This is a genomic window from Paramicrobacterium humi (assembly GCF_900105715.1).
In the GTDB taxonomy this organism is placed as follows: domain Bacteria; phylum Actinomycetota; class Actinomycetes; order Actinomycetales; family Microbacteriaceae; genus Paramicrobacterium; species Paramicrobacterium humi.
Genome location: NZ_FNRY01000001.1, coordinates 1,906,957 through 1,932,930, shown reverse-complemented (window position 1 = coordinate 1,932,930; position 25,974 = coordinate 1,906,957). Strand labels below are relative to the sequence as shown.

At 61.0% G+C, this 25,974-nt stretch carries 23 protein-coding genes, 3 tRNA genes and 1 pseudogene; 15 read left to right on the top strand and 12 right to left on the bottom strand.

Annotated features, from left to right (window positions below; genetic code table 11):
* Positions 1-9 precede the first annotated feature (9 nt).
* On the bottom strand, positions 10-1,032 hold the full coding sequence (tilS, locus tag BLV49_RS09585) for a tRNA lysidine(34) synthetase TilS (protein WP_091183215.1): 1,023 nt from the start codon (positions 1,030-1,032) through the stop codon (positions 10-12).
* 52 nt (positions 1,033-1,084) lie between these two features.
* Between tilS and BLV49_RS09580 the strand changes: the two genes are divergently transcribed.
* Positions 1,085-1,579 carry an inorganic diphosphatase gene (locus BLV49_RS09580; RefSeq protein ID WP_091183212.1) on the top strand — a complete coding sequence of 165 codons (495 nt, stop codon included), beginning with the start codon at positions 1,085-1,087 and terminating at the stop codon, positions 1,577-1,579.
* 75 nt (positions 1,580-1,654) lie between these two features.
* Here the strand turns inward: BLV49_RS09580 and BLV49_RS09575 are convergent, their stop codons facing one another.
* Entirely contained in the window at positions 1,655-3,037 is a 1,383-nt protein-coding gene (locus BLV49_RS09575) for a M23 family metallopeptidase (RefSeq protein ID WP_091183209.1), read from the bottom strand.
* 257 nt (positions 3,038-3,294) lie between these two features.
* Here BLV49_RS09575 and BLV49_RS09570 point away from each other — a divergent pair.
* The 5 genes from BLV49_RS09570 (at position 3,295) to BLV49_RS17425 (ending at position 6,009) form a co-directional block, all read left to right on the top strand.
* Positions 3,295-3,367: transfer RNA gene (locus BLV49_RS09570), tRNA-Glu, on the top strand.
* Between the two features lie 43 nt (positions 3,368-3,410).
* Positions 3,411-3,487: transfer RNA gene (locus BLV49_RS09565), tRNA-Asp, on the top strand.
* 64 nt (positions 3,488-3,551) lie between these two features.
* Positions 3,552-3,624: transfer RNA gene (locus BLV49_RS09560), tRNA-Phe, on the top strand.
* A 442-nt stretch (positions 3,625-4,066) separates the two neighbouring features.
* Complete coding sequence (locus BLV49_RS09555) at positions 4,067-5,185, top strand: glycosyltransferase (protein WP_091183206.1); 1,119 nt, start codon at positions 4,067-4,069, stop codon at positions 5,183-5,185.
* A gap of 89 nt (positions 5,186-5,274) precedes the next feature.
* Positions 5,275-6,009, top strand: a complete 735-nt coding sequence (locus BLV49_RS17425; protein ID WP_350339266.1) for a phosphatase PAP2 family protein — start codon at positions 5,275-5,277, stop codon at positions 6,007-6,009.
* Here BLV49_RS17425 and BLV49_RS09550 read toward each other — a convergent pair.
* Complete coding sequence (locus tag BLV49_RS09550) at positions 5,985-7,652, bottom strand: ABC transporter ATP-binding protein (RefSeq protein WP_245723599.1); 1,668 nt, start codon at positions 7,650-7,652, stop codon at positions 5,985-5,987. The two genes, BLV49_RS17425 and BLV49_RS09550, sit on opposite strands and share 25 nt — an antisense overlap.
* Before the next feature lie 350 nt (positions 7,653-8,002).
* Between BLV49_RS09550 and BLV49_RS17420 the strand changes: the two genes are divergently transcribed.
* The 6 genes from BLV49_RS17420 to BLV49_RS09525 are packed head-to-tail and all read left to right on the top strand — an operon-like array spanning position 8,003 to position 13,405.
* Positions 8,003-8,152, top strand: a complete 150-nt coding sequence (locus tag BLV49_RS17420; RefSeq protein ID WP_143034024.1) for a lasso RiPP family leader peptide-containing protein — start codon at positions 8,003-8,005, stop codon at positions 8,150-8,152.
* A 50-nt stretch (positions 8,153-8,202) separates the two neighbouring features.
* Positions 8,203-9,354: an asparagine synthase-related protein gene (locus BLV49_RS09545; RefSeq protein ID WP_091183199.1), complete on the top strand. Its 1,152-nt coding sequence runs from the start codon at positions 8,203-8,205 to the stop codon at positions 9,352-9,354.
* Complete coding sequence (locus tag BLV49_RS09540) at positions 9,344-9,802, top strand: lasso peptide biosynthesis B2 protein (RefSeq protein ID WP_176980803.1); 459 nt, start codon at positions 9,344-9,346, stop codon at positions 9,800-9,802. Before BLV49_RS09545 ends, BLV49_RS09540 begins: the two co-directional genes overlap by 11 nt.
* On the top strand, positions 9,799-10,725 hold the full coding sequence (locus BLV49_RS09535; protein WP_091183191.1) for a hypothetical protein: 927 nt from the start codon (positions 9,799-9,801) through the stop codon (positions 10,723-10,725). The genes BLV49_RS09540 and BLV49_RS09535 overlap by 4 nt, the downstream gene beginning before the upstream one ends.
* Complete coding sequence (locus BLV49_RS09530) at positions 10,722-11,933, top strand: nucleotidyltransferase family protein (RefSeq protein ID WP_091183187.1); 1,212 nt, start codon at positions 10,722-10,724, stop codon at positions 11,931-11,933. Before BLV49_RS09535 ends, BLV49_RS09530 begins: the two co-directional genes overlap by 4 nt.
* Positions 11,930-13,405, top strand: coding sequence for a class I adenylate-forming enzyme family protein (locus BLV49_RS09525; RefSeq protein WP_091183183.1), 1,476 nt, complete (start codon positions 11,930-11,932; stop codon positions 13,403-13,405). Before BLV49_RS09530 ends, BLV49_RS09525 begins: the two co-directional genes overlap by 4 nt.
* A gap of 15 nt (positions 13,406-13,420) precedes the next feature.
* Here the strand turns inward: BLV49_RS09525 and nadE are convergent, their stop codons facing one another.
* From nadE to BLV49_RS09510, 3 genes are read right to left on the bottom strand one after another with little or no spacing between them, the layout of a single operon-like run.
* On the bottom strand, positions 13,421-14,380 hold the full coding sequence (gene nadE, locus BLV49_RS09520; protein WP_091183179.1) for an NAD(+) synthase: 960 nt from the start codon (positions 14,378-14,380) through the stop codon (positions 13,421-13,423).
* Positions 14,373-16,334, bottom strand: coding sequence for an asparagine synthase (glutamine-hydrolyzing) (gene asnB / locus BLV49_RS09515; RefSeq protein WP_091183175.1), 1,962 nt, complete (start codon positions 16,332-16,334; stop codon positions 14,373-14,375). Before asnB ends, nadE begins: the two co-directional genes overlap by 8 nt.
* 4 nt (positions 16,335-16,338) lie before the next feature.
* Positions 16,339-16,587, bottom strand: coding sequence for an acyl carrier protein (locus BLV49_RS09510; protein ID WP_091183172.1), 249 nt, complete (start codon positions 16,585-16,587; stop codon positions 16,339-16,341).
* Positions 16,588-16,888: 301 nt separating this feature from the next.
* Here BLV49_RS09510 and BLV49_RS09505 point away from each other — a divergent pair, with 301 nt between their 5' ends.
* Complete coding sequence (locus BLV49_RS09505) at positions 16,889-18,007, top strand: ABC transporter ATP-binding protein (protein ID WP_218132617.1); 1,119 nt, start codon at positions 16,889-16,891, stop codon at positions 18,005-18,007.
* Complete coding sequence (locus tag BLV49_RS09500) at positions 17,952-18,821, top strand: ABC transporter permease (protein WP_091183164.1); 870 nt, start codon at positions 17,952-17,954, stop codon at positions 18,819-18,821. Before BLV49_RS09505 ends, BLV49_RS09500 begins: the two co-directional genes overlap by 56 nt.
* A gap of 11 nt (positions 18,822-18,832) precedes the next feature.
* Here BLV49_RS09500 and BLV49_RS09495 read toward each other — a convergent pair whose 3' ends face one another.
* The 6 genes and pseudogenes from BLV49_RS09495 to BLV49_RS17475 all read right to left on the bottom strand — a co-directional run.
* The gene (locus tag BLV49_RS09495; RefSeq protein WP_176980800.1) at positions 18,833-19,777 is read right to left on the bottom strand and encodes a glycosyltransferase family 2 protein; all 945 of its coding nucleotides are present in this window, start codon (positions 19,775-19,777) and stop codon (positions 18,833-18,835) included.
* Entirely contained in the window at positions 19,774-20,631 is an 858-nt protein-coding gene (locus BLV49_RS16885) for a hypothetical protein (protein WP_176980799.1), read from the bottom strand. The genes BLV49_RS09495 and BLV49_RS16885 overlap by 4 nt, the downstream gene beginning before the upstream one ends.
* An 86-nt stretch (positions 20,632-20,717) precedes the next feature.
* Complete coding sequence (locus tag BLV49_RS09485) at positions 20,718-21,779, bottom strand: glycosyltransferase family 4 protein (protein ID WP_176980798.1); 1,062 nt, start codon at positions 21,777-21,779, stop codon at positions 20,718-20,720.
* Positions 21,776-22,858 carry a glycosyltransferase WbsX family protein gene (locus tag BLV49_RS09480; protein ID WP_091183149.1) on the bottom strand — a complete coding sequence of 361 codons (1,083 nt, stop codon included), beginning with the start codon at positions 22,856-22,858 and terminating at the stop codon, positions 21,776-21,778. The genes BLV49_RS09485 and BLV49_RS09480 overlap by 4 nt, the downstream gene beginning before the upstream one ends.
* Positions 22,855-23,904 carry a glycosyltransferase family 2 protein gene (locus tag BLV49_RS09475; RefSeq protein WP_091183147.1) on the bottom strand — a complete coding sequence of 350 codons (1,050 nt, stop codon included), beginning with the start codon at positions 23,902-23,904 and terminating at the stop codon, positions 22,855-22,857. Before BLV49_RS09475 ends, BLV49_RS09480 begins: the two co-directional genes overlap by 4 nt.
* Before the next feature lie 216 nt (positions 23,905-24,120).
* Positions 24,121-24,276: pseudogene (locus tag BLV49_RS17475) on the bottom strand (acyltransferase); the annotation flags it as partial.
* Positions 24,277-24,802: 526 nt separating this feature from the next.
* Here BLV49_RS17475 and BLV49_RS09465 point away from each other — a divergent pair.
* On the top strand, positions 24,803-25,960 hold the full coding sequence (locus BLV49_RS09465; RefSeq protein ID WP_143034022.1) for a glycosyltransferase family 4 protein: 1,158 nt from the start codon (positions 24,803-24,805) through the stop codon (positions 25,958-25,960).
* The last annotated feature ends 14 nt before the right edge of the window (positions 25,961-25,974 follow it).

Genomic DNA, 25,974 nt, shown 5'->3' with positions numbered 1-25,974 from the left:
GGGGGCCGCTCAGGATTCGCCCGCCGCCGTGAACACGAGCCGGCCGGCCTCGCGGCGCACCGTGATTCCGGGAACGTCGATGGGTCCCTGCCCGCGCCAGTCGGTGACGAGCGCCGCGATCGCGAGCGTGTGGCCGCGCGAGAGGGAGCGCCCGAACTCGGCGTGGGCGACGTAGCGGATGATGCGGTGCCGCAGCGCCGCGGGGTTCGCGGCGAGCGCCCCGGCCTGGACGGCGATACCGGCCTCGGCGGGCTCGCAGATCTCCTCGATGAACTCCTCGATCATCTCGTCGAACGCCTGCGTGTCCTCGCGGGCCTGCTCGGCCGTGCGGGCGAGCGCCTCGGCGACGCCGGGGCCGAGCTCCGCCTCGAGAACCGGCAGCACCCGCTCGCGCACCCGCACCCGCGTGAACTCGGCGCTCGCGTTGTGCGGGTCGTCCCACACGGGGATGCCGAGTGCCGCGCACGATGCACGCGTCTGGGTGCGGCGCACGCCGAGCAGCGGCCGCGCGTAGCGGCCGAGCAGCGGCGCCATGCCCTGCAGGCTCCCCGTCCCCGAGCCGCGCGCGAGGCCGAGCAGCACCGTCTCGGCCTGGTCGTCGAGCGTGTGCCCGAGCAGCACGAGCGTCGCACCCACCTCGAGGCAGATCGTGTCGATGGCGGCGTAGCGCGCTGTTCTCGCGGCGGCCTCCGGCCCGCCGGCATCCGTCACCTGAACCCGCACGACGTGCGGCTCGATCCCCCACCCGCGCACCTGCTCGGCGGCGGTTCCGGCGATCTCGTCCGAGCCGGGCTGCAGCCCGTGGTCGACGACGACGGCATGAGTTCGGATGCCGCTCGCGCGCGCCTCGAACGCGGTCGCCGCCGCGAGGGCGAGCGAGTCGGCTCCTCCGCTGACGGCGACGAGCACCGCGGACCCCTCCGGCAGCCCGACGTCGGCAAGGCAGCGTCTGACGGCGAGACGCACGGCCGCCGTGTCGACGTCGAGCCGCGGGCGGCGGCTCTCGGGTGCGGGAGTGTCGTGTGCGGGCATCAAGTAACGTTATTGCAGGTTTTCGCTTCTGACGATCATAAGGAGAAAGCACATGGCCGAATACGACGTCGTCGTAGAGATCCCCAAGGGCAGCCGCAACAAGTACGAGGTCGACCACGAGACGGGCCGTGTGTACCTCGACCGCGTTCTGTTCACGAACTTCGTCTACCCGGTCGACTACGGCTACTTCGAGAACACGCTCGGCCTTGACGGCGACCCCGTCGACGCGCTCGTGCTTCTCGAGTACCCAGTGTTCCCCGGCGTCGGCATCAAGGTGCGCCCCGTCGGCGTGCTCAACATGAGCGACGAGGCCGGCTCCGATGCGAAGGTCGTGTGCGTGCAGTACAAGGACCCGCGCTGGCAGCACATCCAGGACATCGACGACGTGCCCGAGCACCAGCGCGCCGAGATCGAGCACTTCTTCACCCGCTACAAGGACCTCGAGCCCGGCAAGTGGGTCAAGATCGAGGGCTGGGGCAACGCCGAGGAGGCCGAGCAGATCGTGCAGGCGGGCCTGAAGAAGCTCGCCGACGAAGGCGGACACTGACCGGATGCCGCTGCGCCGAAGCCCTCGCGACTGCACTGCACCGCGAGGGCTTCGCCGTTTGAGCGGCTGTGAGGTCTAGTAGTAGACGCCGCGAGCCCGCAGGAACGGGATCGGGTTCACGAGGCCGGGGGCGCGCACTTCGAAGTGCACGTGGTTTCCCGTCGAGTGCCCGGTGCTGCCGACGCCCGCGATGTTCTGCCCCGCGCTGACCCGCTGGCCGTAGCGCACGTAGATGCCGCCGTTGTGGATGTGGCCGTAGCCGGTCGAGATGCCGTTGCCGTGGTCGATGCGCACGTAGTTGCCGTAGCCGCCGTACCAGCCGGCGTACGTCACCGTTCCGGCTGCGGCCGCGTAGATGGGAGTGTTGTAACCGGCCGCGACGTCGATGCCCTCGTGGAACGTGGAGCCGACGCCGCCCGGGCTCGAGCGGGCGCCGTAGTAGGAGCTGATCCAGCCGTAGCAGGGCTTCGTCCAACCGGTGGACGCGGGAGCTCCGCCTCCGCCGCCACCGCCTCCGCCGCCTCCGCCGCCGCCGCCGCCGCCACCACTGTTGTTCTTGGCCGCCTCGGCTGCTGCCTTGGCTGCGGCGGCCGCAGCTGCGCGCGCGGCGGCTTCGCGCGCCTTGCGTGCGGCTTCCGCGGCCTTGCGGCGCTCTTCGACGCCCTTCTTGTACTGCTCGACGGTCTTCGACGTGGTGTCTTGGAGCGCAGCGAGCTGAGCCTTGAGCTCCTCTTGCTTGCTCTGCTGCTCGGTGAGGGCGTTCTGCGCCGCCTCGGCCGCGGCCTGCGCGGCGATCATGGCGTCTTCGGCTTCCTTCTTCAGCCGGTCGCGCTCGTCGCGCGCGACGACGGCCTGGTCGCTGAGCGATTGCGCGGTGTTCTTCGCTGTGAGGGCCGACTGGTACACCGACTGGTTGTGCTCGACGAGCTTGCTCATACTGCCCAGCGCGGTGAGCAGGTCGTCGGGGCCGCTCGAGTTGGCGTCGAAGATCAGACTGAGGTTCGCGTTGTCTCCACCGGAACGGTAAAGCTGCGCGGCGAGCTGGCCGGCCTTCGTGATGGCGGCATCCGCCTCTGCCGACTTGTCATCCGCCTGCTGCTGCAGATCCTCGGCCCGGCGGACGGACTCGTCGTACGCGATCTGGGCGTCATAGAACTTCTGGCCGGCGGCCTCCGCCGCGGCCTGCGTGTCGGCGACCTTCTGCTCGAGCGAGGCGATGAGCCCCTTGATCTTGTCGACTTCCTTCTTCTTCGCCGACTCGTTGTTGCGCGCCCGCTTGACGTCGTCCCAGCTCGGATACTTGTCGGCCCATGCCGGCGCGACGCCGGTGACGCCCGCGACGGCGGAGACGAATCCGAAGACGCCGACCGCGATGACCTGGCGTCGAGTGCTTCGCTGCGTGGACCCGAGTGAGCGCGCGAATACCCCTGCGCGCGGCTCGCGCTCTCGCCTAGCCATCAGTTGTGCACCGACCTTTTCACATAAGTAACAAACGCAACAGCGTTAACAGTAACGAATCGTCGACGATTGCGCCCCTCCCCTGCTCAGGGACGCACCCCTCGCGGCGAGGCTAACCCCGGTGCGACGCGAATCGCGGGACATTTCGCGCCCGTCGCAGAATCGGCGCGCCCGGGCGGCATCCGGAATTTGGCAAATCGCGCGCGCGCCCATATGCTTTTACGTCGGTAGTCAAAGCAGCTCTCGAGCGGTTTTGCGGCCCCATCGTTTAGCGGCCTAGGACGCCGCCCTTTCACGGCGGTAGCACGGGTTCGAATCCCGTTGGGGTCACGAGCACTACCGGGAATGCCTTACAATTCAATAGCAACACTTTGGCCCTGTGGCGCAGTTGGTTAGCGTGCCGCCCTGTCACGGCGGAGGTCGCGGGTTCAAGTCCCGTCAGGGTCGCCAGGTGTGGAAGAACCCTTCCGAAAGGAGGGGTTCTTCTCCCTATGGGCGACATTTTGTGTCGCACGGCTCTGTAGCTCAGTTGGTAGAGCGTTCGACTGAAAATCGAAAGGTCACCGGATCGATGCCGGTCGGAGCCACTGGAACCCTCGCGTAGCTTCTACATCGCGGGGGTTTCTTCATTATCGCGCTCGATGGGTTACCCGAGTCCGGCTTATAGACCGAAGTCCCGTCGATGCGCCTCCAGAAGCCGCAAAACACGTACAGTTCCGATCGCGCTCGAAGTTCTTAGGCGCGCGCCTCGCCGCTGCGCAACGCGAATCCCGTCCGACGCACGGCGCTTGCTGCCGTCCCCGATTGCGATTCCAACCAGCATCAGCTCACGTTCCGGCAACAAGCCTCGAACTCCTTCTGCCGACGGGTAGCTCGTCTACGCCACTGCGATCCTTGCTAATACTCCGCCCCACTCCCCCATTCTGGGGTCGACTAAAGTGAGTAGTGCTCACCTATGCTCGATCCATATATGAGGACGCCTCAGTTTAGTTGAGGGTGTCGGCGTCGAGATCGCTCGAAAGGTCAGCCATGTCCGGTATTGCTCTTGCCCATGACTACGTCACGCAACGCGGTGGAGCGGAACGCGTCGCCCTGACTCTCACGCGGGCGTTTCCGCAGCTCCCCCTGCACACGACGCTTTATGAACCCACTACAACTTTTCCAGAGTTCGCGTCCATTGATGTACGACCGATGCCGATCAATCGATGGGGCGTACTCCGCCATCATCATCGACTGGCCTTACCGTTCCTCAAGGACGCTGTCTCACAATCGCACGTCGAAGCCGACGTGCTTGTGGCCAGTTCGAGCGGCTGGGCTCATGGAATTCCAACAGTCGGGCGGAAGGTCGTGTACTGTCATGCACCCGCGCGCTGGCTCTATCAGAGCGCCAGGTATGCAGGAAACGACGATAGGCCTTCTTTGCGATCCCGGGCGATCCAAACCGTTGCCGGCGTCATGGGGCCAAGCTTGAGAGAGTGGGATCAGAAAGCCGCCCATACCGCGACCCGCTACATCGTCAATTCCACAGCCATCAAGAGAGCCGTGGCGGAAGTGTATGGAATAGAAGCAGAAGTGCTGCCTCCGCCTCCCGCCCCGGATGCCGTTCACGCCACTCCAGAGTCGATCCCCTCGGTTCAATCTCCCTTCGTACTCTGCGTTGCTCGGCTTCTCCCTTATAAGAATGTGGACCGCGTCATCGACGCTGTGTTGCGAATACCGAACCTCCACCTCGCCATCGTCGGTGATGGCCCCGAGCGCAGACGCTTGGAACAGCGAACCGAAAACCTCACCAATATCCACCTTCTCGGACGAGTGAGCGACGGAGAGCTTCGGTGGCTCTACGAGAATTGCTCGGGGCACGTGGCTGCGTCGTACGAGGACTTTGGGCTCACTCCTCTTGAAGCAGCGAGTTGCGGAAAGCCGACGGCCGCACTCCGAGCCGGCGGTTATCTCGATACTGTGGTCGAAGGACGAACAGGAGTCTTCTTCGATGTACCCGAACCGGAAAACATCGCTGCAGCTATTGACGATATGACCGCACGAACATGGTGGCCGAGCGTGATCAGAGGTCATGCAGATTCATTTTCAGAAGCCCGATTCATTAGCAGGATCAGGCAAATCGTCAATGAGGAGCTGTGTCTCGCCTGACCGCGAATGTAGAGTCTTCGCGGAGACGGTCGACTCTCTGGAGTACTGCGTTCGCTGCGCTCTTTGGCCTTACATACGTCGCGGCAGTTATGACGCCATATGGCCAAGCTCTCGACTCCGCCAGCCTCGGTCTCTTCTCCTGGTTAGGCTCTGGAGTCTTTTTGGCAGCCGGTGCGTTCCGCGCGGCCCTCCCTCTTGGATTGGGGGCAGCGGGACTCGCCGCCATTGGAATCGGATTAGCCAAAGGAAGAATCGCCGATTGTCTGCGCGCAGCTGGAGGAGTTAGTTTAGGTTTCGTTCTCAGTACTGTCCTGAGGGATTACACCCTGATTCACCCGAATCTGGGACAGCTCGGGTATCAACACAACACATATCCGAGCGGCCATGTCACGGTCGCCGTGCTGACCGGCGTAGCGGTCGTAAACCTAATCCGGTGGCATTCCGCCGCCAAAGCCGTCATGGTCCTGTCCTTCGCAGCGACACTCGTCGGAGTCGTGTCGGTAGCGGCGCTCGCACACCGGGCAAGTGACGTGATCGGCGGCATTGCACTCGCTGGCATCATCGCACCGTGGATGCCGTCGGGCTACCAGCCCAGACTTAGCAGTTCTCGGCGCTTTCCCTCTGTTCCGGTCGCGGTCAGCGCCACCGGCGCAGTCGGTATCTCATTTATATCAATAGCACTTGCGACGTCATCGTCAACTCTCTTGGCGTTGGGTATTGCTGTCCTTTTCTTGCTCGCCGCGCTCACCTTGACCTCCCGAGTTCTCCGCTTCGGAGTTACCACGACGCTCAGCGACAGTCAGACCGCATCGTCCGGCAAATAGGCAGCGGCCTGGAGACGGAACAGCTCCGCGTACGATCCGCCTTGCTCCATCAGCTCATCATGAGTGCCGGCCTCGATGATGGTTCCCTCCGCCATGACGTAGATGCGGTCAGCGTTGCGAACTGTGGAGAATCGGTGGGAGATGACGAGCGCGGAACGCCCTTCGAGCGTCTGCCTGAGAGAGGTGAACAGGTCATATTCCGCACGTGGATCGAGGGCCGATGACGGCTCATCCAACACCACGAGAGGCGCGTCCCGATAGAAGGCGCGCGCTATTGCGACACGCTGCCACTGCCCACCGGATAAGTCACGACCGCCTTCAAACAAGCGCGTGAGGGGTGTGTTATACCCATAAGGCAGAGACTCAAGAAAGCCAGAAGCCCCAGCCGATTCAGCGGCGAATCGGACCCGGGCTTCTTCATCTTCCGCACCTGGTCTGCCGAATGCGATATTCAGTCTCCCGCTCAGGGCATACCTCACGAAATCTTGAAAGATTACCGCAGTGCTCTCTCGGACGGTACCGGGCGGCAACCTCTCTGCATCGATGCCGTCCCAAGTTATGACACCGGAATCCAGTGGATACAAACCTGCGACGATCTTGGCAAGCGTCGTCTTCCCCGAACCGTTTTCGCCGACGAGGGCAACTACTTCTCCCTTTCGAATGCGGATGTTCACCCCTGTAATCGCTGGCGACGTTCGGCCGGGATAAGTAAACGACGCGCCATTCACCTCGACCTCTCGGAAACTCAGTGGGGCAGCGGTAACCGGCAAATCAGATTCGGTTGATTCCACATCGATGAATTCCTGAAGATCGTCGATGAAGAGTCCTGACTCGAATATGGTCTGAATACTTCCCGTCAGGCCCTGGATCTGCGATGCCAGCATCCGAACGGCAACAAGTGCCGCACCTGCAGCAGCGATACTCAATTGACCTCTCGCGATTAGCCAGACGAGCGCCAGGAGGGTGGCCCCCAAGACGGCGGCTGAAGTCAACTGACCCACCACATTGAAGCGAGCACGTCGCTTCAGATGAGTTCTTAGATCTGAAAGATTCTGGCTGTACAAGGTGTCGAATCGGTCGCGCAAGACACGAGAGAGACCAAAGGCCCTGACTTCTTTGGCCTCGTCTCGGCCGGTGAGCAAAATCGACGTATACGCGCGTTGCCGAAGCGGTTGAGTCTGTGAAACGTTGAAATTGAACTCCAGTCGGCTCTCATGCCGACTGGTGAGAAGAACGGGGACTCCGCTCAACACGAGGAGCGGCAGGAGAAGCGGATTGAAGGAAGCGAGCGTGACGGCAAGCCCGATACTGGCCGCCGCTGAGCCGACGACTCCGATGACGCCGTTTGTCACGAGAAATGGGCGTGTCAAAGCACTTGTTCTTACTCTCTCCAACCGATCGAAGAAGTCGGGAGATTCGAAGCGCTGCAGACCCACCCGGGTGGAGATGTCAAGAAGGCGCTGCCACATCGCACGGGCGACGGACTCGCCGACATAACGGCCGATCGAACCCTGAATTGAACTAATGACCGCGGTAGAGGCCGTCAGCAACGCGAGTCCGATGACTGCTAGTACCAGCTGTCCACCCGCGGTGCTTGACGTTCCGGCGTGAACGATTCCGCCGAGCACCCATTGCACTGACACGACTTGTAAAGCTAGAAGAGCAGCTCCTGTCAGCTGAAGGGCGAGGAGCCAGCAGAATGGTCGTCGCGCGGCTGTCACGACAAGCGACATGCTGAATCGGACCAGCCGGAACAGTCTATTGAGACTCTTCCGCGGCCCGACTTGCCCAGTTGCATGCACCACATGGTGAGCATAGGCACCGCGACGGCCTCACCTGCAACTGAGCGCCCCATTCCTGCTCACCCCCAGTTCGGGGCGAGAGCGGGACCAATCGCCTATATACCATTGATGAGCAACACTCAGTTTTGCTACGTTCAGACAACCCGCTGGAGCTTCAGGCGTGGCAAGGAATCAAACAATGAGGAGAAGAGATGATGGCATACGAATCGCCCCGAATTAGAGAGGTCGGACGCTTTTCCGACGTGACGCTGGGTAGGCACCTGGACTTCGATTTCGACGATGGCATTTACGTCTGGGGAGTGCCAATCCCCGCCGGAGATGGCCACAAGGGTTCCAGCTAACTAGCCGGAGATGGCGGGGGGTCACGGTACTGCCCCGCCATTCAGCTCTCATGGATAACTTCCTTCGTCTTTCACCGGTTGAGCAAGTCGCCGCGTTTCCGAGCGAGTTGAAAACGGGGAGAGGTCACATTCCCGCCCCACGCGCGGAGTCTCCCCGCAAAGCCCTGGAGCGCACCGTCGCTAACGTTATTGCAGACTCTCCGGTGTACGTCTTGTTCTCCGGCGGCCGCGATTCGTCTGCCGTGCTCGCGCTCGCCATCCGCATGGCCCGACTAACCGGAGCCGCCGATCCTTTGCCGGTGACCATTCAACACGTGAACGCGCCTTTGTCAGATGAAGCCGAGTGGCAAGAGATCGTCCTCAAACACCTGGGTGTGAAGGAACGCCTTGTCCTAACGTTCAATGGCGAACAGTCGCTTTTGGGGAACGCGGCGACCACAAGCCTTCGCGAGTTCGGGCTGCTTTGGCCTCCCTCTCTTCAGGTACAGCGCGCCGTATATAGCAAACTCGCCCCTGGAACCGTTCTCACGGGGGAAGGTGGTGATCTCATTATCGATCAACGTCGAATCACATCTTTGGCGACGGCGATGAGACGAACCTGGATACGCACCAGTTTGCGCGAGGCCAAGTCGCTTGTCGGCGACAGCTTTCGCAAAGCGCAGCATATAGACAACCTGGTCGCCCGTTCACCGTGGCTGACGGAGAACGGCCGTCGTCGGGTTCGAGAAGAGATTTGGGCAAGTCGGGAGCCCCTTCGCTGGAACAACGCGCTCAGAGTAATTGCCACGTCGCGCCCCGCCCTCGTTGGCCGCCGAAACTTCGAAGAGGTCGTGAAAGCTCATGGACATGCGATTGTCAATCCTTTTGAGAATGCCGATTTCATCAGCGCTCTCGAAGGCGCTGGTGGAATGCTCGGGCTCGGGAGCAGGACAGAAATGATGCGCTACCTCTTCCACGATCTTCTGCCCGACGTTGTCCTGAGCCGGCCCACGAAAGCAGCGTTCAATGAGACCCGATGGATGGAGCCGGAACGAGAATTCGCCGAGCATTGGTCTGGAAAAGGTGTTGATCACGATTCAATTGACGCAGGCGCTCTTCAACAAGAATGGCTCAAGGCGCGACCTTCTACGTTAAGTGGCTTGAGCCTGCATGCTGCTTGGCTCGCTGCAAACAGCCTTCCCCTGGTGCCGCATGCCTCTTAAACAGCGCATCCGCACCGTGCTTTCCTTTCCTCCGCGACGCTGGACGGACATGCTCGTCATCGGCGCCATTGCGATGCGCGTCGAGCTGGCACTGCGTGGAGGAGGCGTTGACCGCGCTGCGAGGCTCGGACACCTGCGTCTCGGCCTGACCGGGAGCTCTGCGCCGAGAGCAACCTACACGCCCGAATCGTTATCCGCTCGCGATATTGAGAAGCTCGACACGGCTTGGCGATTGCTGCGCCACGGCCCGTTCAACGGAACCTGCTTGCGGCGCGCAATCGTCGGAGGCTACCTCCTGCGACGTCACAGCCCTGTACTTCGAATTGGTGTGGCCAAATCGGGCGGAACCATCGAAGCCCACGCGTGGGTCGAAGTGGACGGCGTAAGCCTCGACCCAGAGGGGTCGGATCGATATCTCGTTCTTTCTGAACCTTGGAGGATCTCATGAGTCACGCAGTGCTGTACGGACTCGGAATTGAAACGGATTTTGAAATGCATCAAACCGGCGGGGACCGCTCGCCGCTCCCTGATGTTTGCGTGCATACCGGTCCCGTGATTGAAGATTGGGACCCCCAGCCTGACGGCGAAACGCTTCTCGATCTCGTACTTCAGGAACCCTGGTACACCGTCGTCAGGCGCTCGGACGGAGCGATTCACTTCCGGATCCACGCCGTTTGTGACTACCTCATCCAGCCGAACCTCTGCGATGTAGAGCTCAGGCTTCACACGAGTGCACCAAAAGGAATGGACGCCGTCATGACGACCGGCGCGCTCCTTTCCTTACTTCTGTATTTGCGCGGCACGCCGGTTTTTCATGGGAGCGCTGTCGAGGTCGATGGGCAAGCGATTGCATTCATCGGGCACTCTGGCCAAGGCAAGACAACCATGGCGACTCTTTTCTGCACCGAAGGTGCAGCGGCCGTTACCGATGATGTCCTTGTCGTCGATGATGCCGACAAGCTGCCTCGCGTGCGTCGAGGCTCAGGCGAACTGCGACTTCGCTCGGGGGCCGCCGAGCTCGCAGCCTCCCTGAAAGGCGCCCGACGCCGCCTCAGCGCCGACGAGCGGAACGTCGTTGCCCCCCGCTACTCTTCTGTTTTCCAGCCGCCGCTCCGGGCGATTCTGGTTCCCATGCCCACACGCGACGGATCAGCGCTGCGTTTCGAACGCTTGCGACAGATGGATGCCACGCTCGCGCTCCTAAACTTCCCTCGGCTGATGGGGTGGAACGATCCGACCGTCGTCAAAACGATATTCCGCGAAGCGTCAGCGCTCGCGCAAAACATTCCGGTCATTGCTGCACGCATTCCCTGGGGGCCACCGTTTCCACCGGCCGTGACGGAGGCTTTGTTTCAGGAGCTGGACTCATGAAAACGAAGTTGCGGCCACTCGCTGAGCTTCTAATCGAGAGCGTTATGTGTATGGACGGCGATCTCCCTGACGGTCTCGAGCAGAGCACGATCCAGGAGGTTTGCGCGGCCGGGCAGCTTCACCGGATCGGACCGGCTGTGTGGCGCCGAGTGCGATCGGCACCCAGCGCGCCTCATGACTGGCTAAGGGTCTTGGACCGCGCGCGCCACCATCAGCTCTTGCGTCAGATGCAAGCCAGTCATGACTTGAGGATCATCAGTGATTCATTTGCGGCTAATGGGGTGGAATGGGTTGTCTCTAAAGGACCGGTCTTAGCGGACTGCGCCTGGCCGCATGCGGACATGCGTCAATACGGCGACTTGGACGTTATAGTACGTCCCGCTGACTTCGGTATCGCACTCGAAGCGCTTGAGGGTGAGGGCTTCACGCTACTCGATCGCAATTGGCCAGAACTGCTCAGGACGGGACGCGCAGAACTGGCTCTCCGCGGTCCCTCCGGGCTACCGCTCGACTTGCACTGGAGCATTTCGATTACGCCGGGTACGCGCCGAGCATTTCCATTCGACGTTCAGGAGATGTTGTCACGATCGCGCCGTGTCACCCTCGGGACCGGCGTATCCATTCCCGCATTCGATCCCACTGATCTGCTTCTTCACGTTGGCTTCCACGCAGCACAATCTGGAGCCAACCGGCTCGTGTGGATCGCCGACGTGCTGCATACGGCCCTCGATAAGAACGTCGATTGGGAGGCTCTGCATGATCGTGCGCGTCGCGCTTCTGCTTCGACTCCCATCGCCCTCGTCCTAGCGCGAACAGAGCGAACATTCAATGTTGAACTTCCGCTTCCCTCGGAACTGCGTGTGCGGGCTCAAAGATCATTTGCAGGTCGACTTGCCGCACACCTCGATGCGACCCGGCCGTTCCCCGGCCTGCCTGGGGATGCCTCCCTTTCGGGCATCAATTACGCAAGCGCTCGCGACAACATAGCCAACATGATGACTTCGGCAGCGTGGCAGTGGATTGACGTCCGCCGAATCGAGGCGCGCGTTCGACGGAACGGGCCAGATGCTAGCTCGCTCGATGATGATGTTCCAGATCCCCGTGCACGCAACGCATACCTCACCAACGCCGCCAAGTCGCTCCTGTCTGCGACGCCAAAAGCAACCACCTCTCGCCACTCCGAGTCCAAGGAGGAGTCAAGATTATGAACACGCTCATATCAGAAATCACCTCGACTCCCCCGGAGGAGATGCTGCTCGATGATCTGCTGGTGCGCACGCTCGTCGGAAGCGGCCACGCCGGTTCTGCGGCGGCGATCATCGGCGATGACGGCGTCACAACCCGAGATCAGCTGTTCGGCGTGGCAGGACGGCTTGCGCACCACTTCATAGAGAACGTCACGCCTGATGAGCGCGTGGGCTTGGTCGATTCACGAGATGCCAATGCTCTTATCGTCGTAATCGCCAGCCTCATGAGTGGCCGCTCTCTCGCCATGTTGGGGGTCGGCGAGTTCACAGAGGACGCACGTGAGCTTGCTCTGCGGGCGCGATGCCGCCTCGTCGTCCACGGGACAGAGATCACACGGCTCGGCTCGGCTGGCTTCGCCGGCCTCGAGAGCAGCCCCCTCACCGGCATTTGCGATTCAGATCCCGATGAAGCGATGGTCCTCTTCACGTCCGGAACCACCGGGCAGCCGAAGGGCGTTCGGCTGTCGAGAGCCAATGTTCTCGCAAATCTGACAGCGATGCTTCGTACCGCCCTCCCGTGGCAGTCCGAAGATCGTCTTGGGCAGGTTCTCACGACGACACACTCATTCGGGTTATCGATGTCGCTCATGGCCCTTGCTCGAAGCGTCCCGATCGTGTTCCTCCCCGATGGGCCGCCATCGCGCAGCCTCGCTGAAGGAATGGGTCGCCACCACGTCTCCATCTTCGCCTGCGTCCCTTACTTTTTGAGACTCATGTCTCGTCGGGGCATGGATCTGGGAACGAGCACCGCTCCTGATCTTCGCCATTTGTTCCTTGCCGGCGGAGGGCTAGTGGATGAGGAAATCGACCAGCTGCTCCCGGGGTTCGACGGGGCGCTCTACCTGATGTACGGCTTCACGGAGACCACCGCACGCGCTGCTGTGCGGCGATACGGAGACGGCGCACCGTCCGGGTCTGTCGGCCTTCCTCTGCCGGGCACGCATATCGACATCGTCGACAGTAAGGGCTCCGTGTTGTCCGTCGGAGAAGAGGGACTCATCCGAGCAACGGGTCCCAGCCTGATGATCGGCTACCTTGGCGCTCCCGTCCGAGAGCGCGGCGAGCATTTCACCACAAGTGACTTGGGCCACCTCGACCATGCGGGGAACCTCATGGTGACGGGCCGCGAGGTCGAGATGATGAACTTCCGCGGAAACCGCGTATCTGTCGTACGCCTTGAGGCACAAGCCATGAGATTCGATGGCGTTCTCGACGCGCGCGCAATTCCTGATTCCCGTGCCGAGGACGCCCAGTGCCTCCTTCGGCTGATACTTAGTGCATCTGCCGATGAATCCGCCGTGCGCCGTGCCGTGCGCACAGCGCTTGAGCCTCGCGGCATCATTCGCTCGGTTGAGGTTGTGCATTCTCTACCGAAAACGCGTTCTGGAAAGGCCATCCGGCTCACCCCGGCAGACGCCCCCGCCGGCGTGTAGCTGCGGTTTCCCGTTTCAGATTGTCGTCGTAAGGTACTCGGCATACTCCGAACGCCGACGGTACGTGTCGAAGAACTTCTGAACGTCACTCTCGCTCATGCCGAGCTCCGCGGCAACCGCTGCGGCGGGCTCGCCCTCATGCCAGCCGAGCCACAGTCGGTCGCCTGTTTCGATCGATGTGCCGTAGAAGTACGCTTCTTGCGTCTGCTCGGCGCTGAACGTGTCGGTTGTGGGAGCCCGCTCGATCACGGCCTGCGGAACCTTCAACACCTTTGCAACGTCGTAGACGTGGCTTTTCAAGAGGGGTCGAAGGGGGAATACGTCGCCGCAGCCGTCGCCGTGCTTCACGAAGAAGCCCTGATCGATCTCCAGCCTGTTCGACGTTCCGATGACGAGCAGGTTCTCTTCGTCAGCAATTCGATACGTTGACGCCATTCGAAGTCGCTGCTTCAAATTCGTGGCGGCCATGATCGCAAGAAAGTCGCGTCCGCCGAGGCGGTGGCGAGTGCGACGATCACCTCGTTCGACATTGAGGCAGAACGACTGCAGCCGCTCGCCCTCGCCCGTGGCCGTCTCGAACTCGACGGAGAACCGATCGCCGGCGGCGTCGTCGAAATCCGGCTCGTATTGACGAACAACGGCGAGCCGGTCAGCATATGCACCAAGGGCAGCAAGAGGGGCAGTGATGTCGCGCACCTCGAGTGAAACGCCGAACTCATCCGCGACTTCTTCCGCGAACCCTACTGTCGATGTGGAGCTCTCCTTGTCAGGGAGCGATATCGCCCGAACACGTTGAGCACCGAGCGCGCGCACGGCCAGACCCACGCAGGTCGATGAGTCGATGCCGCCGCTCAGCGCGACAACAGCTCCGCGCCGCCGGAACCGCCGCGCAGCCTGCCGAATGCTGTCGACCAGCTCATCCGTCGTCGCTTCGGGATCCTCAAGATGCACAGCCGCGATGTTTCCTTCAGCCACGTGGTACTCCGATCATCTGTGAAGCGGCAGCAGGCGATACGGAGTCGGCGACCCCGTACCGCGTGCCGAGAATTTGAGTCGAAACGACCCACAGCAGCGCGAGATCGTCGTGAAAGCTGGTGCGCCCTCGCTTGAGCTTTGCGATGAGCCAGGCGACGCGTTTCTCATCGAAGATCCCCACCGACCGCAGGGCCCTCGGCGATGCATAGACAGTCAGGAGTTCGTCGCCGGCCTGGGAACGGAAGATGTCACCCTCGGGTGCGGTGTATGGCTGCTTGACCCGCCCGGTGATCGCTTCGGGAACGTCGTCAGCCATGGCTTCTTTGAGCACACGCTTCTCGTTCGTGCCCTCAAGCTTCGACCTCTCGGGAAGCGTGAGGGCGAAGTCGACGACGTCTTCGTCAAGGAACGGATATCTGGCCTCGATACTGTGTGCCATGTACGGTCTGTCGCACTGGTTGGCCAACAGCGAGTGCGCGAGAAAATATCGCACTTCGAGAAGCTGCGCTCGTTCGACAGATGACCACGACAGCGATGCTTTCGGCAGGCGCTCCCGAACACCGTCAAGGATTCGCTCGAGCGGGAACAGCTCTCGAAGCTGCGGAAGGAGATATTGCGTTATCCGATGTGATGCCGCCCAGCGGTTGAGGTGAGAAAAGATCGGGTCGTCCGGGTCATCGACGCCCTGCTCGTAGAACGCTCGCTCGATGGCTCGGCCGAGCTGCTTCTGCTGAGCCATCACATTTTCAAGCTCGGTGAGCTGGTCGGCCGCGTCGGGGTTAGTCGCCCAACGCGAGCGGATGCGCGCGACTTTGAACAAGTCGTACCCGCACAGCAGTTCATCTGCACCTTCCCCACTCAGGACAGCGCGTATGCCCTTCCCTTTAATATGTGCGGCTAACCGAACGGATGCGGCTGGGGCGGTTCTCACGAGTGGCGACTCGGCGCGCTCCACGACTTCGGCGAGAGCCGCTGCCACAGACTCATCGTCGCAGCACACACCGTCATGCACTGTCGCGAACGCAGACGAAGCGAGTTGTTGAAAGGGTTCTTCATCGAGCACGCTCGAGGCGAACCGAATCGAAAAGGAATTGATAGTGGATGCTGGTTCCATTCGCCGGAGTATGGCGAGCACGGCGCTTGAGTCCAGGCCTCCCGACAAGAGGACGGCCGGGTCGCCATAGGCGGGCACGCGGCGGGCTACGGCGGTACGAAGTCGGCGCGCGAGCTCTGCTGCCTGTTCTGCTAACGGCGCGACGTTCCGCTCTTCCGCAAACGCGAACTCCCAGTACAGCCCTTCCTGAACGTCTCCCCCGCCAAGCTGCACGTATCCGCCGGGTGGGACCGAGCGGACTCCAGCGAAGCACGAATGCCCGGGGTGAACTCCCCACAAAACACCAGCATCCACCACATCGTTCAGCGAAAGCCGAATGTCATACCCCGCTTCCGCAAGCGCACTCACTTGTGACGCAAACCCAAGCCTCGAGCCAGATGGGTGTGTCCAGAACAAGGGGACGATGCCGAACCGATCTCTTGCTAGAAGGAGCGTCCGCAAAACCGAGTCCCAGAATGCCAACGCGAACTGTCCGCGGAGACGCGGTAGCGCATCGACGCCCCACTCGACCAAAGCATACAGAAGCACCTCGGTATCTCCGGAGGTAGCGAACACGGCGCCCGATGCTTCGAGCTCGGCACGTAGCTCCCGAAAGTTGTAGATCTCTCCGTTGAAGCAGAGGAGGTAGCGGCCCTCGCGATCCGGCATAGGCTGGAGCGAGGTGGGCTTGTCCACCATCGCAAGACGAACGGTCCCGAGAGTTGCCGCGCCCGATTGGCGCCATGTACTTGAATCGGGCCCACGGTGTTCAATGGCCCTTAGCATTCGCGGCAGTAAGTCAGCCGGATCTGGCTTCAGTGTCACCCCATCGACGTCGATGACGCCAGCGATACCGCACATGCCATCAGCGATTCGCGTTAATGAAATCGACAATACTGTTCACGGACGCGAATGTCGCTCGAGTCTCTTCGTCCGGCTCGAGCGGTCGCCCGATCTGGTCTTCGATGAACGTCGCGACTTCCGCAATTCCAAGAGAATCGAGCACGTTGTCGACGAGCGGTGTCTCGTTCGTCAGCTCGTCATCCTCCAGCGGTACTAGCTCGGACATAATAAGTGAGCGGAGTTCGTCGATCAGAATCGTGTCGTCAACCACTGCGGTCCTCCTACCGTCGGAAACTCTGCACGCCGACGCAGTACTGCATCCGTGAGCAAGTGTCACAAAACTACACCACCCGCGGATTACCAACCGAAGACAAGCACCCCCAGTGGTGGGGCCGTTTCTTGGTGCCGCCTGCCCATTAGCATGTTCGGTATGCCACGCTGGCATGTCTGGATATCTGCGAGGGAGCGGAGCCTTAGCAATGCGGGACACCGCCGTTACCGTTGAGCATCTATCGAAGCACTATCGGATCGCTCATCGCGCGTCACACACGAATCGACTCACGGAAGCGATCATGGAGCGCGCACGCAACCCATTCCGCCGCACCCATTTCACGGATTTCTTGGCGATCGACGATGTCTCCTTCGACCTCCCGTGGGGCGAAGCGGTTGGAATTGTAGGGCGCAACGGGGCGGGGAAGAGCACGTTGCTCAAACTTCTCACTCGAGTCTCCGCGCCGTCGGCAGGTTTGATAGATCTCGGAGGCAGAGTTGGGAGCCTCCTCGAAGTCGGCACGGGGTTCCACCCGGAATTGACTGGGCGCGAGAACGTCTACCTCAATGGCTCTCTTCTCGGGATGAAACGACGAGAAATCAAACGCCGCTTTGATGAGATCGTCGAGTTCGCGGGCGTTAGCAAGTTTCTAGAAACTCCAGTGAAGCGATACTCCTCCGGGATGTACGTGCGACTCGCGTTCTCCGTGGCTGCACATTTAGAGAGCGAAATCCTCGCCATCGATGAGGTATTGGCGGTCGGAGATGCTGAGTTCCAGGAGAAATCTCAGGCCAAGATGCGAGAAGCGGCGAAGAACGGCAGAACCGTTCTCTATGTGAGCCACCAAGCACAGACGGTGACATCGCTCTGTACCTCCGCGATGTTCCTTCAAAACGGACAGCTTCGCTACTTCGGCACGGTGGAAGGCGCGCTTGAACGATATCGCGACACTTTTGAGAATTATCGCGTGCAGCAGAGTGACGCCGCACGGCGACCAGGCACCGGGCAGTTGAGGCTTCTTCGGGCCGCAGCCACTGAGCAGACGCAGGATCCAGCGGACGACAAGGTGATCGAGTTCGAGGTGGGCAGAAGTTCCGAAGTTGTCGGCAAATACTTCGTGTCGTGTCAACTCAGGGACGCGAACGGCAACATCATAGTCCAGTGCGACTCCCGACTGACTGGGACGTGGTTCGACCCGTCAGAGGAGCAGAAAGGCACGTTGCGAATCAAATCACTCTGGTTGAAACCCGGCCGCTACACGGTGGACGTGTTCGTCTGTCAAGCAGGGATATTTGACGCGTGGGAAGGCGCGGACGCCATTGACGTTCTCCCTTCCTCGCCATACTCACATTGGTCTTCCGACGATGCCACAACCCTGGGAGTGGTCCTCGCCGACTTCGAGTACGTGGTGGCGACATGAGCCGGACGCTCATTCGTCCCCGCGACGATTCAATCTGCCGCCCTGGCGTGAATTTTGGGAAGCACGCGAAGTGCTCTATCGATTCGGGATCCGAGACATCGTTCTGCGCTACCGGCAGACTGCGGTCGGGGTGGCGTGGGTGGTACTGCAGCCTCTCGCCGCAGCCGGCATTTTTTCCATTGTCTTCGGCCAGGTTGCGGGACTCTCTTCTGGCGACGTGCCATACTTCGTCTTCAGCTTCGCCGGCATGTTGGCATGGAACGTCTTCAACGGTGTTGTCAGCCGAGCTTCTTCGTCACTTGTCGCCAATCAGACTTTGGTTTCGAAGGTGTTCTTTCCACGGCTTCTCGTGCCCCTTTCGAGCGCGATTTCGGTCGTTCTCGATTTTCTGGTCGCTTTCGTCATGCTGATCGTGCTTCTTATTGTCTTCGGCGTCACTCCTGGCTGGGCTGTCCTCCTGACACCCGTCTGGCTCGTGATAACCCTGCTACTCGGCTGCGGAGTCGGCGTGGCGGCCTCGGCTATAACTGTCAAATATAGGGACGTTACCTACGTGCTCCCATGGGTGCTACAAATCCTCCTCTATGCAACACCAATCGCTTACTCTCTCTCTGAGGTGCCGTCGAACTTGCTCTGGGCGTTCGAGCTCAATCCCTTGACGTGGCTCATGGAGGCGGTGCGGTGGTCCCTGCTGGGACAGGAAATGCCTCCTCTGTGGCAATTGATTGGGTTACCGCTTGGCGCGGCTCTCGTGTTCTTTGGCGGCGTCCTCTTGTTCCAGCGTCATGAGAGAGCGTTTGCCGACTTCATCTGACCGGACCGCTGTCACCTCTCCAATGCGAGATCGCCGCTACTCTCGACTGCCCACTCCCGTGCTCGTCGTTGGAGGAAGGGAGGTGCTTCCCCGAAGCGGCCGAGAAGGTAGGAACCGATCGCGAACCCGGCGACGATCCCACCTCTGATCACGTCTCGCACGCCTAGTTGTCTTCGACGCAGCGGCGAGAATCTCCGGATAAATCGCATCCGCGCAGTAGTTCCCGCTCCAGCGATGCGCGTGAAGAGGAGACCGTTGCGAAGAAAGTAATACGTGCCGAGGGTGGACGCGGCACCCCGAAATGAGGCTGAGACCGCATGGAAGATGCGCGCGTCGCACGCGACGCCGAGCCGCACCCCGGCGGCCCGCGCACGGAGGCTCCACTCAGAATCCTCAAAATTGAGGAAGAATCTCTCGTCGAACAGACCGACGCGCCTCCATGTGTCCGACGTCGCGGTTATGCAGCATCCCGCAAGCACACTCGTCTCTCGCACCCCGTCTACGCACCCCTGGAGTTCCTGTGGCGCAATGTGATGCGGATAACCATCTGGCATATCGATCGCGCCACCACCGAACCACACTCGAGTGGGATCATCCCTGTACATCACGGTCGGGCTTACTGCAGCCCCGCTCTCGGCATGCCTATGAAGCACGCGCATAGCTCCGGGGGGAATGAGCGTGTCGTTGTTAAGGATCGTCACCATTGTCGCTCCCGCTTCCAGAGCGAACGCCAACCCGCGGTTCATACCCCCGGCGAATCCGAGATTGTGCGGGAGCTGAAGAGTCTGCACCCGTTCCAGATCAGAAACTTCCCCTAGTGCACCATCGAAGGAGCCGTTGTCAACGACAAGCACCGTGACATCAGGTGATCCATAGAGTACCGATTCAACACAAGCAACGGTGTCGTCTCGCCCGTACCAGTTAAGGATCACGACAACGTGACAGTTGTCGTTCATCTTTCCTCCTGGGCAATGGGACGCCTGTTGAGTCGCGGCCACAGTCCCCGCGCGAACGGGTGAAGGTCCCGGATCGCCCACCAGGTCAGCGGGGACGGAAGCCATGTTGCGGCGTAGTAAACGATGCCGCGCAACCCGGCGGCGTGTCCCCAGGACCGGGTCTTCTGCCGGATCTGCCGCGGCGAGCGAGCCCATGAATTATGAATGATCGCTTGCTCTGCCGCGATGCCGGCCCAGCGGACCTCTCCGTTCTCGGTTGGATGGCGTAGTTGCAATGAGACATCGTCGCCCGCCACCGTCACCCGCAGGTACGGCCCCACAACTCTTCTTGCATCCGTCAGAGTCAGATGAGGCCGGAGAGCAACGGCACCGGGCCAGTCATACCGCGCCTCTCCTCCAGAACCGACAATCTCGAACATGTGTGATCGCGTCCGCCTATACAACACGCGCATGGGCCATTCGACGGCATCCAGACCCCGCTTCTCCGCCTCGTCTATCGCCGCGAGGAGCGCTTGCGGTTCAGGCATGTACTCGTCGTTGTCCATCTGAATCACCCAGTCGACATCGCCAGCGAGGGCGTCAAGCGCGGTCTGTCGTTGCGCGGTGTCTGCACGCATCGGTTCGTCGGGATTCACCCAGCTCCCGTGTACGGTCTCCGCCAGTCCGCGGACATCCATCTTCCTGACTTTCGCCATGACCCCCGCGACATCGACTCCGACGCCGGTCCAACCGACGTCGCCGTGAGGCACTGGAATCACGAGCGCGTCGAGCAAGGGATAGTACTGAACAAGTGACTTCTCGAGCCACGTCGCATCTCCGGGAAGAATGTACGCTCCGATCCTGCGCCGACCCATGTCAATCTCCAATCTCGCGGCATGCGCGAAGCCCAAATGAGCGCCGCGGCTTATCCTGCCTTTGAACGAGACGTCCGCTCGGCATCTCAGAGTTCCCCTCGGTAGACACGCTCGTATCGGTCGACAACGCCCACCAAGTCGAATTCCTGAGCTCGGATCCGGGACGCTCGCGCGAGTTCCGCGCGACGGTCGTCGCTCTTGAGAAGATCGACAAGGGTGGCGCCAAGGTCCGCCATGGAGGACAACTCTCCGAACCGGCCCTCTGCCGTGACGAAGCGTGCGCCAATGTTCGGGCTAGCGACAACTGGTATTCCCGCTGCCATTGCCTCCGCGTATGGAATCCCGAACCCCTCATAGAGAGAAGGAAGACAGAACACCCATGCGCGACGGTACTCTGCGGCTAGTTCGTCATCAGACAGCCGTCCCAAAACGACGATTCCCTCGGGCAGATGCTCTGGGGCGTCCTGAGTCACCATTCGCAATTGCGATTCTGGGACTTCTACCTTTACCTGTTCTGCGAATATGCGAGCTAGCTCGGCTCCCCGTTTGCGTTGTTTCCAGGTTCCGACGAAGAGCACGGTCGGTCTACCAGCTTGCTCGTTCCCGTCCGATGCGAAGCGGCTGATTGACACTCCATTGGGAATGACCGTGCGCACCCACGGCGTCCAGCGTCGCGTTTGTGGTGAAATGAGAACTGTTCGATCGGCCACGATGCTCGCGAGCACCTCTGACAGGCCAAGCATGACCATCCGCAGCTTCTGCCAGAGACCACGAATGTGTATCGCCTCTTCAAAGCACGATCCGTGGAGCGTTCTTACATGCATCGGAACTCGACGCCGCCACATCCAATAATCTTCACCATGCGCGTGAAGCACATCGTACGATGAGAGGTCCTGTCTCCTCATGATCATGGCGAAGCGGAATGTACGCAGCCGTCCTGTCAGGGGAATATGGACATGATGGTAGACGGACCCAGGGCTGGGCCTGCAGGGACTAAAAACATCGACGTGATGCCCTCTGCGGGCTAATTCGTTCGCAAGCTCGTGTACCTGATACCCCACGCCGATCTTGCTCTCACTAGGCAAGTAATAGGAGATCATCGCGATGCGCAGCGGGCCAGCCGGAGCCGCGTCGAACCTAGATGTCATTGCGCCAGCCCTGCCCTCAACGCGCGCAACCAGTCGTGTCCGTGCTGCAGATCCGGTTCCAAATGGTTTCCCTCTGCCCATTCGTTCCAAGATTTCACCCAGAGCAACCGCTCCTGCGGAGGACGAGCAGCGAGGGAGCGGACAGCATCCCGCACGTTCCGCCGGAACTTTTCGGGCGTCGCGCCGCTCAAAACCAGACCGCGTCGTCCGGACCGTGGTGTATTGTCCCAGTTCGGGTATACGCACGGCTGGATCTGTTCGTCTCTGGGCAAACCGGCGACGACTGAATCCGAATAGTTCCATACCTCAGGGCCACCGCGAAGTTTACGTGCCGCGCGCATCTTCAAAGTCGCGACCCTGCTTACTTCTGCGGGTAACCGCATGTAGACCGAAGCATCGAAGCCGTCCGCTTTCCCCGTGATATAACGCGCTCCAGTGCCGAGCAGATCGCTTGATTCGGCGACGAGGTAGATTCCGGGCAGCCCAGCCGAGCGAGCCATCGCTTGCCACCGGTCGACGAATTCAGCAGCGTTCGGGAGCTCTTCGGGACGGAAGACGTAAAACACAGGTTTGTCGTCCACACGAAGGTATCGCTCATCGCGGAACGCGGGAACAATGGTTTCGAAGTGGCGACGATCGTCATCCTCGCCGAGATAGCGCTGCTGTTTGAGCACCTTATCCGCAGCGGCATGCCAGATTCCTGTCCACGATTGGTTTGCCCACGCGAGACAGAAGCTGACCTCGGGGCGCCCGCTGCTGAGTACTTCTTGGAAGGGGCGCTCAAGAATGCGATCGCCCCCACCGAACCAGTAGTGCCAATATGCGAAAGCTTCGACACCATATTCTCGCGCAAGGTCGCTCTGGGCCTGTCTGGTCTCTGGCAGGCGCAAATCATAGAAACCCAGGTCGGCTGGCAAAGTCGGTTGACGGTGCCCGCGGAATAGCGGACGAGCTCGCGCGACGTTGGTCCATTCAGTGAATCCTGGTCCCCACCACTCATTATTTTCTGGGATGGGAAAGTACTGCGGCAAGTAGAACGCGATAGCGCGGGCGTTTATCGCGCTTAGTCCCCCGCTCATCGCTTCGCCTTGAGCCGACGGAATCCTCGGCGCAACCATGGCACCCTACGACCGATCCGGGCACGCCACCTCTGGGCAACTCTCCCGTTCGGCGGCCACAGCAATCGCGCAAGGTGGTCCGTCACGCGCCGCGCTTCCGGCTCGCGATCCGATGGTGAATCCAATAGCTCGCCAAGCAGATGCTCATGCAACGGCCCGGTCGTAGCCTTCGTCAACGCCTTATCAGTGGGCACAAGGCCGCCTCCGAGTCTTAGCGCAACGGCAGACGACAGGAAGGCCAATCCCAACCTCGTTGAGCGCGATGTCGCGTTCACGTGGACGCGGTAGAAGACCGTGCGTTGGTCGATCCGCGGAATGGGGGTAAGCCTCGCCACGTTGACGAGGAGCCAGTAATCATCCATTGCCAATGCGTGCGGAGCGAAGCCGCCAGCCAGACGAAGGACCTGCGGATCCGCGACGAAGCTGGTGGTGACAGAGATCGGCCCCCGAAGCATTGCCTCGACATCATGATGCGTCACGTCACCAGTCCCGAGATCGGCTCCTTCTACGAGTTCGGGGAGTGCAGAGTTCGTGACGAGTTCACTTGACCATGTGCCGACAAGAGGGTCTTGTTCACTCAACTTCTCGATCTCGTCGCGGCTACTGAAGGCGATCTCTGAGGTCATCAGAATGCGCTCGTCCGGATGCTGTTCCAGCCATTCGCACGCTCGCTCCAAGTGGCTCGGATGCCAGAGGTCGTCCTGGTCGAGGAAGGCGATCCACCTTCCTCTAGCTGCGGCCAGTCCACGGTTGCGGGCGACGGCAACTCCTAAGTGAGGTTGTGCGAGCACCTGCGCCCGAACCGGGTGCTCTCGCACCAGAGCAACTCCGCCGTCAGCTGAGCCATCGTCCACGACGACCACCTCAATATCATTTCGAGACTGCTGCAGAACGGAGTCCAATGTCTCCACAATGGTTGCGGCACCGTTAAACAGCGGAATTACAACAGTCGCCAGCGGTGTTGTAGACGCGCACAATGTACCGGCGGAGTTCGAGCTGTCAGCCACAACGCCGCCTCAGCGCCGTCTTGTATTGGGTAGAACAGCCGGCAAACCGGCTTGCTTCGCACGGCGTAGCGGCGATTCGGGGAAGCTCTTTCGGGGACGCGACCGACGCGCTCGATCGACGTCGCCGCAATGTTATGTCGCACAGTGCCATGAGAATGCCTTTCAAAGTCACACGAATCTCTTCGCGTACCCCAACTTGTACGTGAGCTGCCTCTTACGGTCACGGATGTAGCGAGCAGGGTTGCCGCCCACGAGCGTGTAGGGTGCCACATCTCTAGTCACGACAGCTCCGGCCGCCACAACGGCCCCTTCTCCGACTGTCACGCCCGGCAGAATGATCGCGTGACTTGAGATCCAAGCATGATCGCCGATCGACACGGGCGCTCCCACTTCTGCGAACTCAGGCGAATCGACATCATGTTGGCGCGTATAGATCGCGACGTGGCTACCGAAATTCACGCAGTCGCCTATAGCGAGCCCGCTGCGACCGTCGAGGAACGCCGAGTCTCCGAGTGTGCAGTGTCTTCCGATCGAAATCCGCTCCGGCGCATAAAACTCGGCGCGCCAGTGAATGCTGGATGTGCGGTCAATGCGCAACCCGGCACGTTCATAGAAGTAGCGGCGGATGCGGTGGGAGGGGACTCGCCCGATCTCGGCAAGGAGGCGCAGGCGAAGATCGCTCCAGACGGCGCGCCACCAGTGAACAACGGAGCGCACGGGAGCAGGTGCTACCGTCTTGATGGCTTCGCGCAGGCCAGGCATCAGCACCTCCACCGGTTTAGTGAAGCTCAGTTGAGAAGAACTTAGTTGAACCCTCACTTTACGGCGAGAACTGCGGGACGGATGCCCCCCGAAAGCGTGCCCCACATTGCAGGGGCGCGGCGCTAGCATCGTTTCCGTGCGCATCGCAATGTCGTCGTTCCGCTTCAATCATGAGGGCGGCATTGAGCGAGCGTCTTACGAACTCGCGAAGGAACTTGGTGCGCAAGGAGACGAGGTGACCCTCGTTTCTACCGCTGTGGATCCCGCGCCCCAGCCCCCTCTTGTCTGGAATCGTGTCACAATGCCACGAGTACCGGATTTCGCGGTCCCCCTGGTTTACCCGTCGCGTGCGACTCGAAGCCTGTCCGACTTCCCATTCGATATTCGACACAACCAAGGTGGGTGCGCGCTGCGTATACAGGACGTCATCACAGCGCACAGTTGCCACCGGGCGTGGTGGGAAATGAAATTTCGACACGGCGAAACTTCGCGCGCCCTCCTGAATCCGCAGCATCACGCGATCTTGCGCACGGAACGAGCAAATTATCGTCCAGGATCGTTCGCGCGGGTGATCGCCGTTTCAGAAGGCGTGGGACGAGAAGTCAGCTCTCTGTACGGCGTGCCAGCCGACCAGATTCGTGTTATCCCGAATGCGGTCGACATACGCAAGTTCCAACCCTCCGACTCCCATGTGCGCCGCAAACGGGTTCGGGAGCTCCACGGTTTTCGTTCCGGCGATGTGATCCTCCTCTGGGTTGGGAAAGAGTTCAGAAGGAAGGGGCTCGCGCCACTCATTGAAGCCTTGCCGATGCTGCCCGAGCGGGTAAAGCTACTCGTCGTCGGTGGAGGCGATACGAAGCCCTTTCGGGACGATGCCGGACAAAGAGGGGTCCTAGAGCGAGTGGTGTTTGCCGGCCATTCGGCACAGGTAGAAGACTACTTTCTGGCGGGCGACGTCTTCGTGTTTCCCACCCTTTATGAGGCTTTCGCGCTCGTGACCTTAGAAGCTGCGGCCGCGGGGCTTCCGATCGTGACAACAAAAGTTAACGGCACGGAAGACTTCGTCGCCGAGGGCGAAAACGGCTTCTTCATCGAGAGAAATTCCACGTCGATCGCCCACGTGCTCAACGCCCTCGTGAAAAACGCGGAACTTCGCCAACGGGTCGGCGAAGAGGCCCGGCGAAGAGTGGCGAGTTACACATGGGAAAGCGTTGCCCGGCGCACCCGGGGCGTCTATGCAGAGGTCGTTCAAGAGCGCGACAGGAGACGAGGAGTCAGACGGCGATTCAACTGATCGCCCTGAGCAGT

Coding starts and splice junctions, on each gene's coding strand:
- tilS (WP_091183215.1), bottom strand. CDS start 1,032: ATGCCCGCACACGACACTCCCGCACCCGAGAGCCGCCGCCCGCGGCTC.
- BLV49_RS09580 (WP_091183212.1), top strand. CDS start 1,085: ATGGCCGAATACGACGTCGTCGTAGAGATCCCCAAGGGCAGCCGCAAC.
- BLV49_RS09575 (WP_091183209.1), bottom strand. CDS start 3,037: ATGGCTAGGCGAGAGCGCGAGCCGCGCGCAGGGGTATTCGCGCGCTCA.
- BLV49_RS09555 (WP_091183206.1), top strand. CDS start 4,067: ATGTCCGGTATTGCTCTTGCCCATGACTACGTCACGCAACGCGGTGGA.
- BLV49_RS17425 (WP_350339266.1), top strand. CDS start 5,275: ATGACGCCATATGGCCAAGCTCTCGACTCCGCCAGCCTCGGTCTCTTC.
- BLV49_RS17420 (WP_143034024.1), top strand. CDS start 8,003: ATGATGGCATACGAATCGCCCCGAATTAGAGAGGTCGGACGCTTTTCC.
- BLV49_RS09545 (WP_091183199.1), top strand. CDS start 8,203: ATGGATAACTTCCTTCGTCTTTCACCGGTTGAGCAAGTCGCCGCGTTT.
- BLV49_RS09540 (WP_176980803.1), top strand. CDS start 9,344: ATGCCTCTTAAACAGCGCATCCGCACCGTGCTTTCCTTTCCTCCGCGA.
- BLV49_RS09535 (WP_091183191.1), top strand. CDS start 9,799: ATGAGTCACGCAGTGCTGTACGGACTCGGAATTGAAACGGATTTTGAA.
- BLV49_RS09530 (WP_091183187.1), top strand. CDS start 10,722: ATGAAAACGAAGTTGCGGCCACTCGCTGAGCTTCTAATCGAGAGCGTT.
- BLV49_RS09525 (WP_091183183.1), top strand. CDS start 11,930: ATGAACACGCTCATATCAGAAATCACCTCGACTCCCCCGGAGGAGATG.
- asnB (WP_091183175.1), bottom strand. CDS start 16,334: ATGTGCGGTATCGCTGGCGTCATCGACGTCGATGGGGTGACACTGAAG.
- BLV49_RS09505 (WP_218132617.1), top strand. CDS start 16,889: ATGGAGCGCGCACGCAACCCATTCCGCCGCACCCATTTCACGGATTTC.
- BLV49_RS09500 (WP_091183164.1), top strand. CDS start 17,952: ATGCCACAACCCTGGGAGTGGTCCTCGCCGACTTCGAGTACGTGGTGG.
- BLV49_RS09495 (WP_176980800.1), bottom strand. CDS start 19,777: ATGAACGACAACTGTCACGTTGTCGTGATCCTTAACTGGTACGGGCGA.
- BLV49_RS16885 (WP_176980799.1), bottom strand. CDS start 20,631: ATGGGTCGGCGCAGGATCGGAGCGTACATTCTTCCCGGAGATGCGACG.
- BLV49_RS09485 (WP_176980798.1), bottom strand. CDS start 21,779: ATGACATCTAGGTTCGACGCGGCTCCGGCTGGCCCGCTGCGCATCGCG.
- BLV49_RS09480 (WP_091183149.1), bottom strand. CDS start 22,858: ATGAGCGGGGGACTAAGCGCGATAAACGCCCGCGCTATCGCGTTCTAC.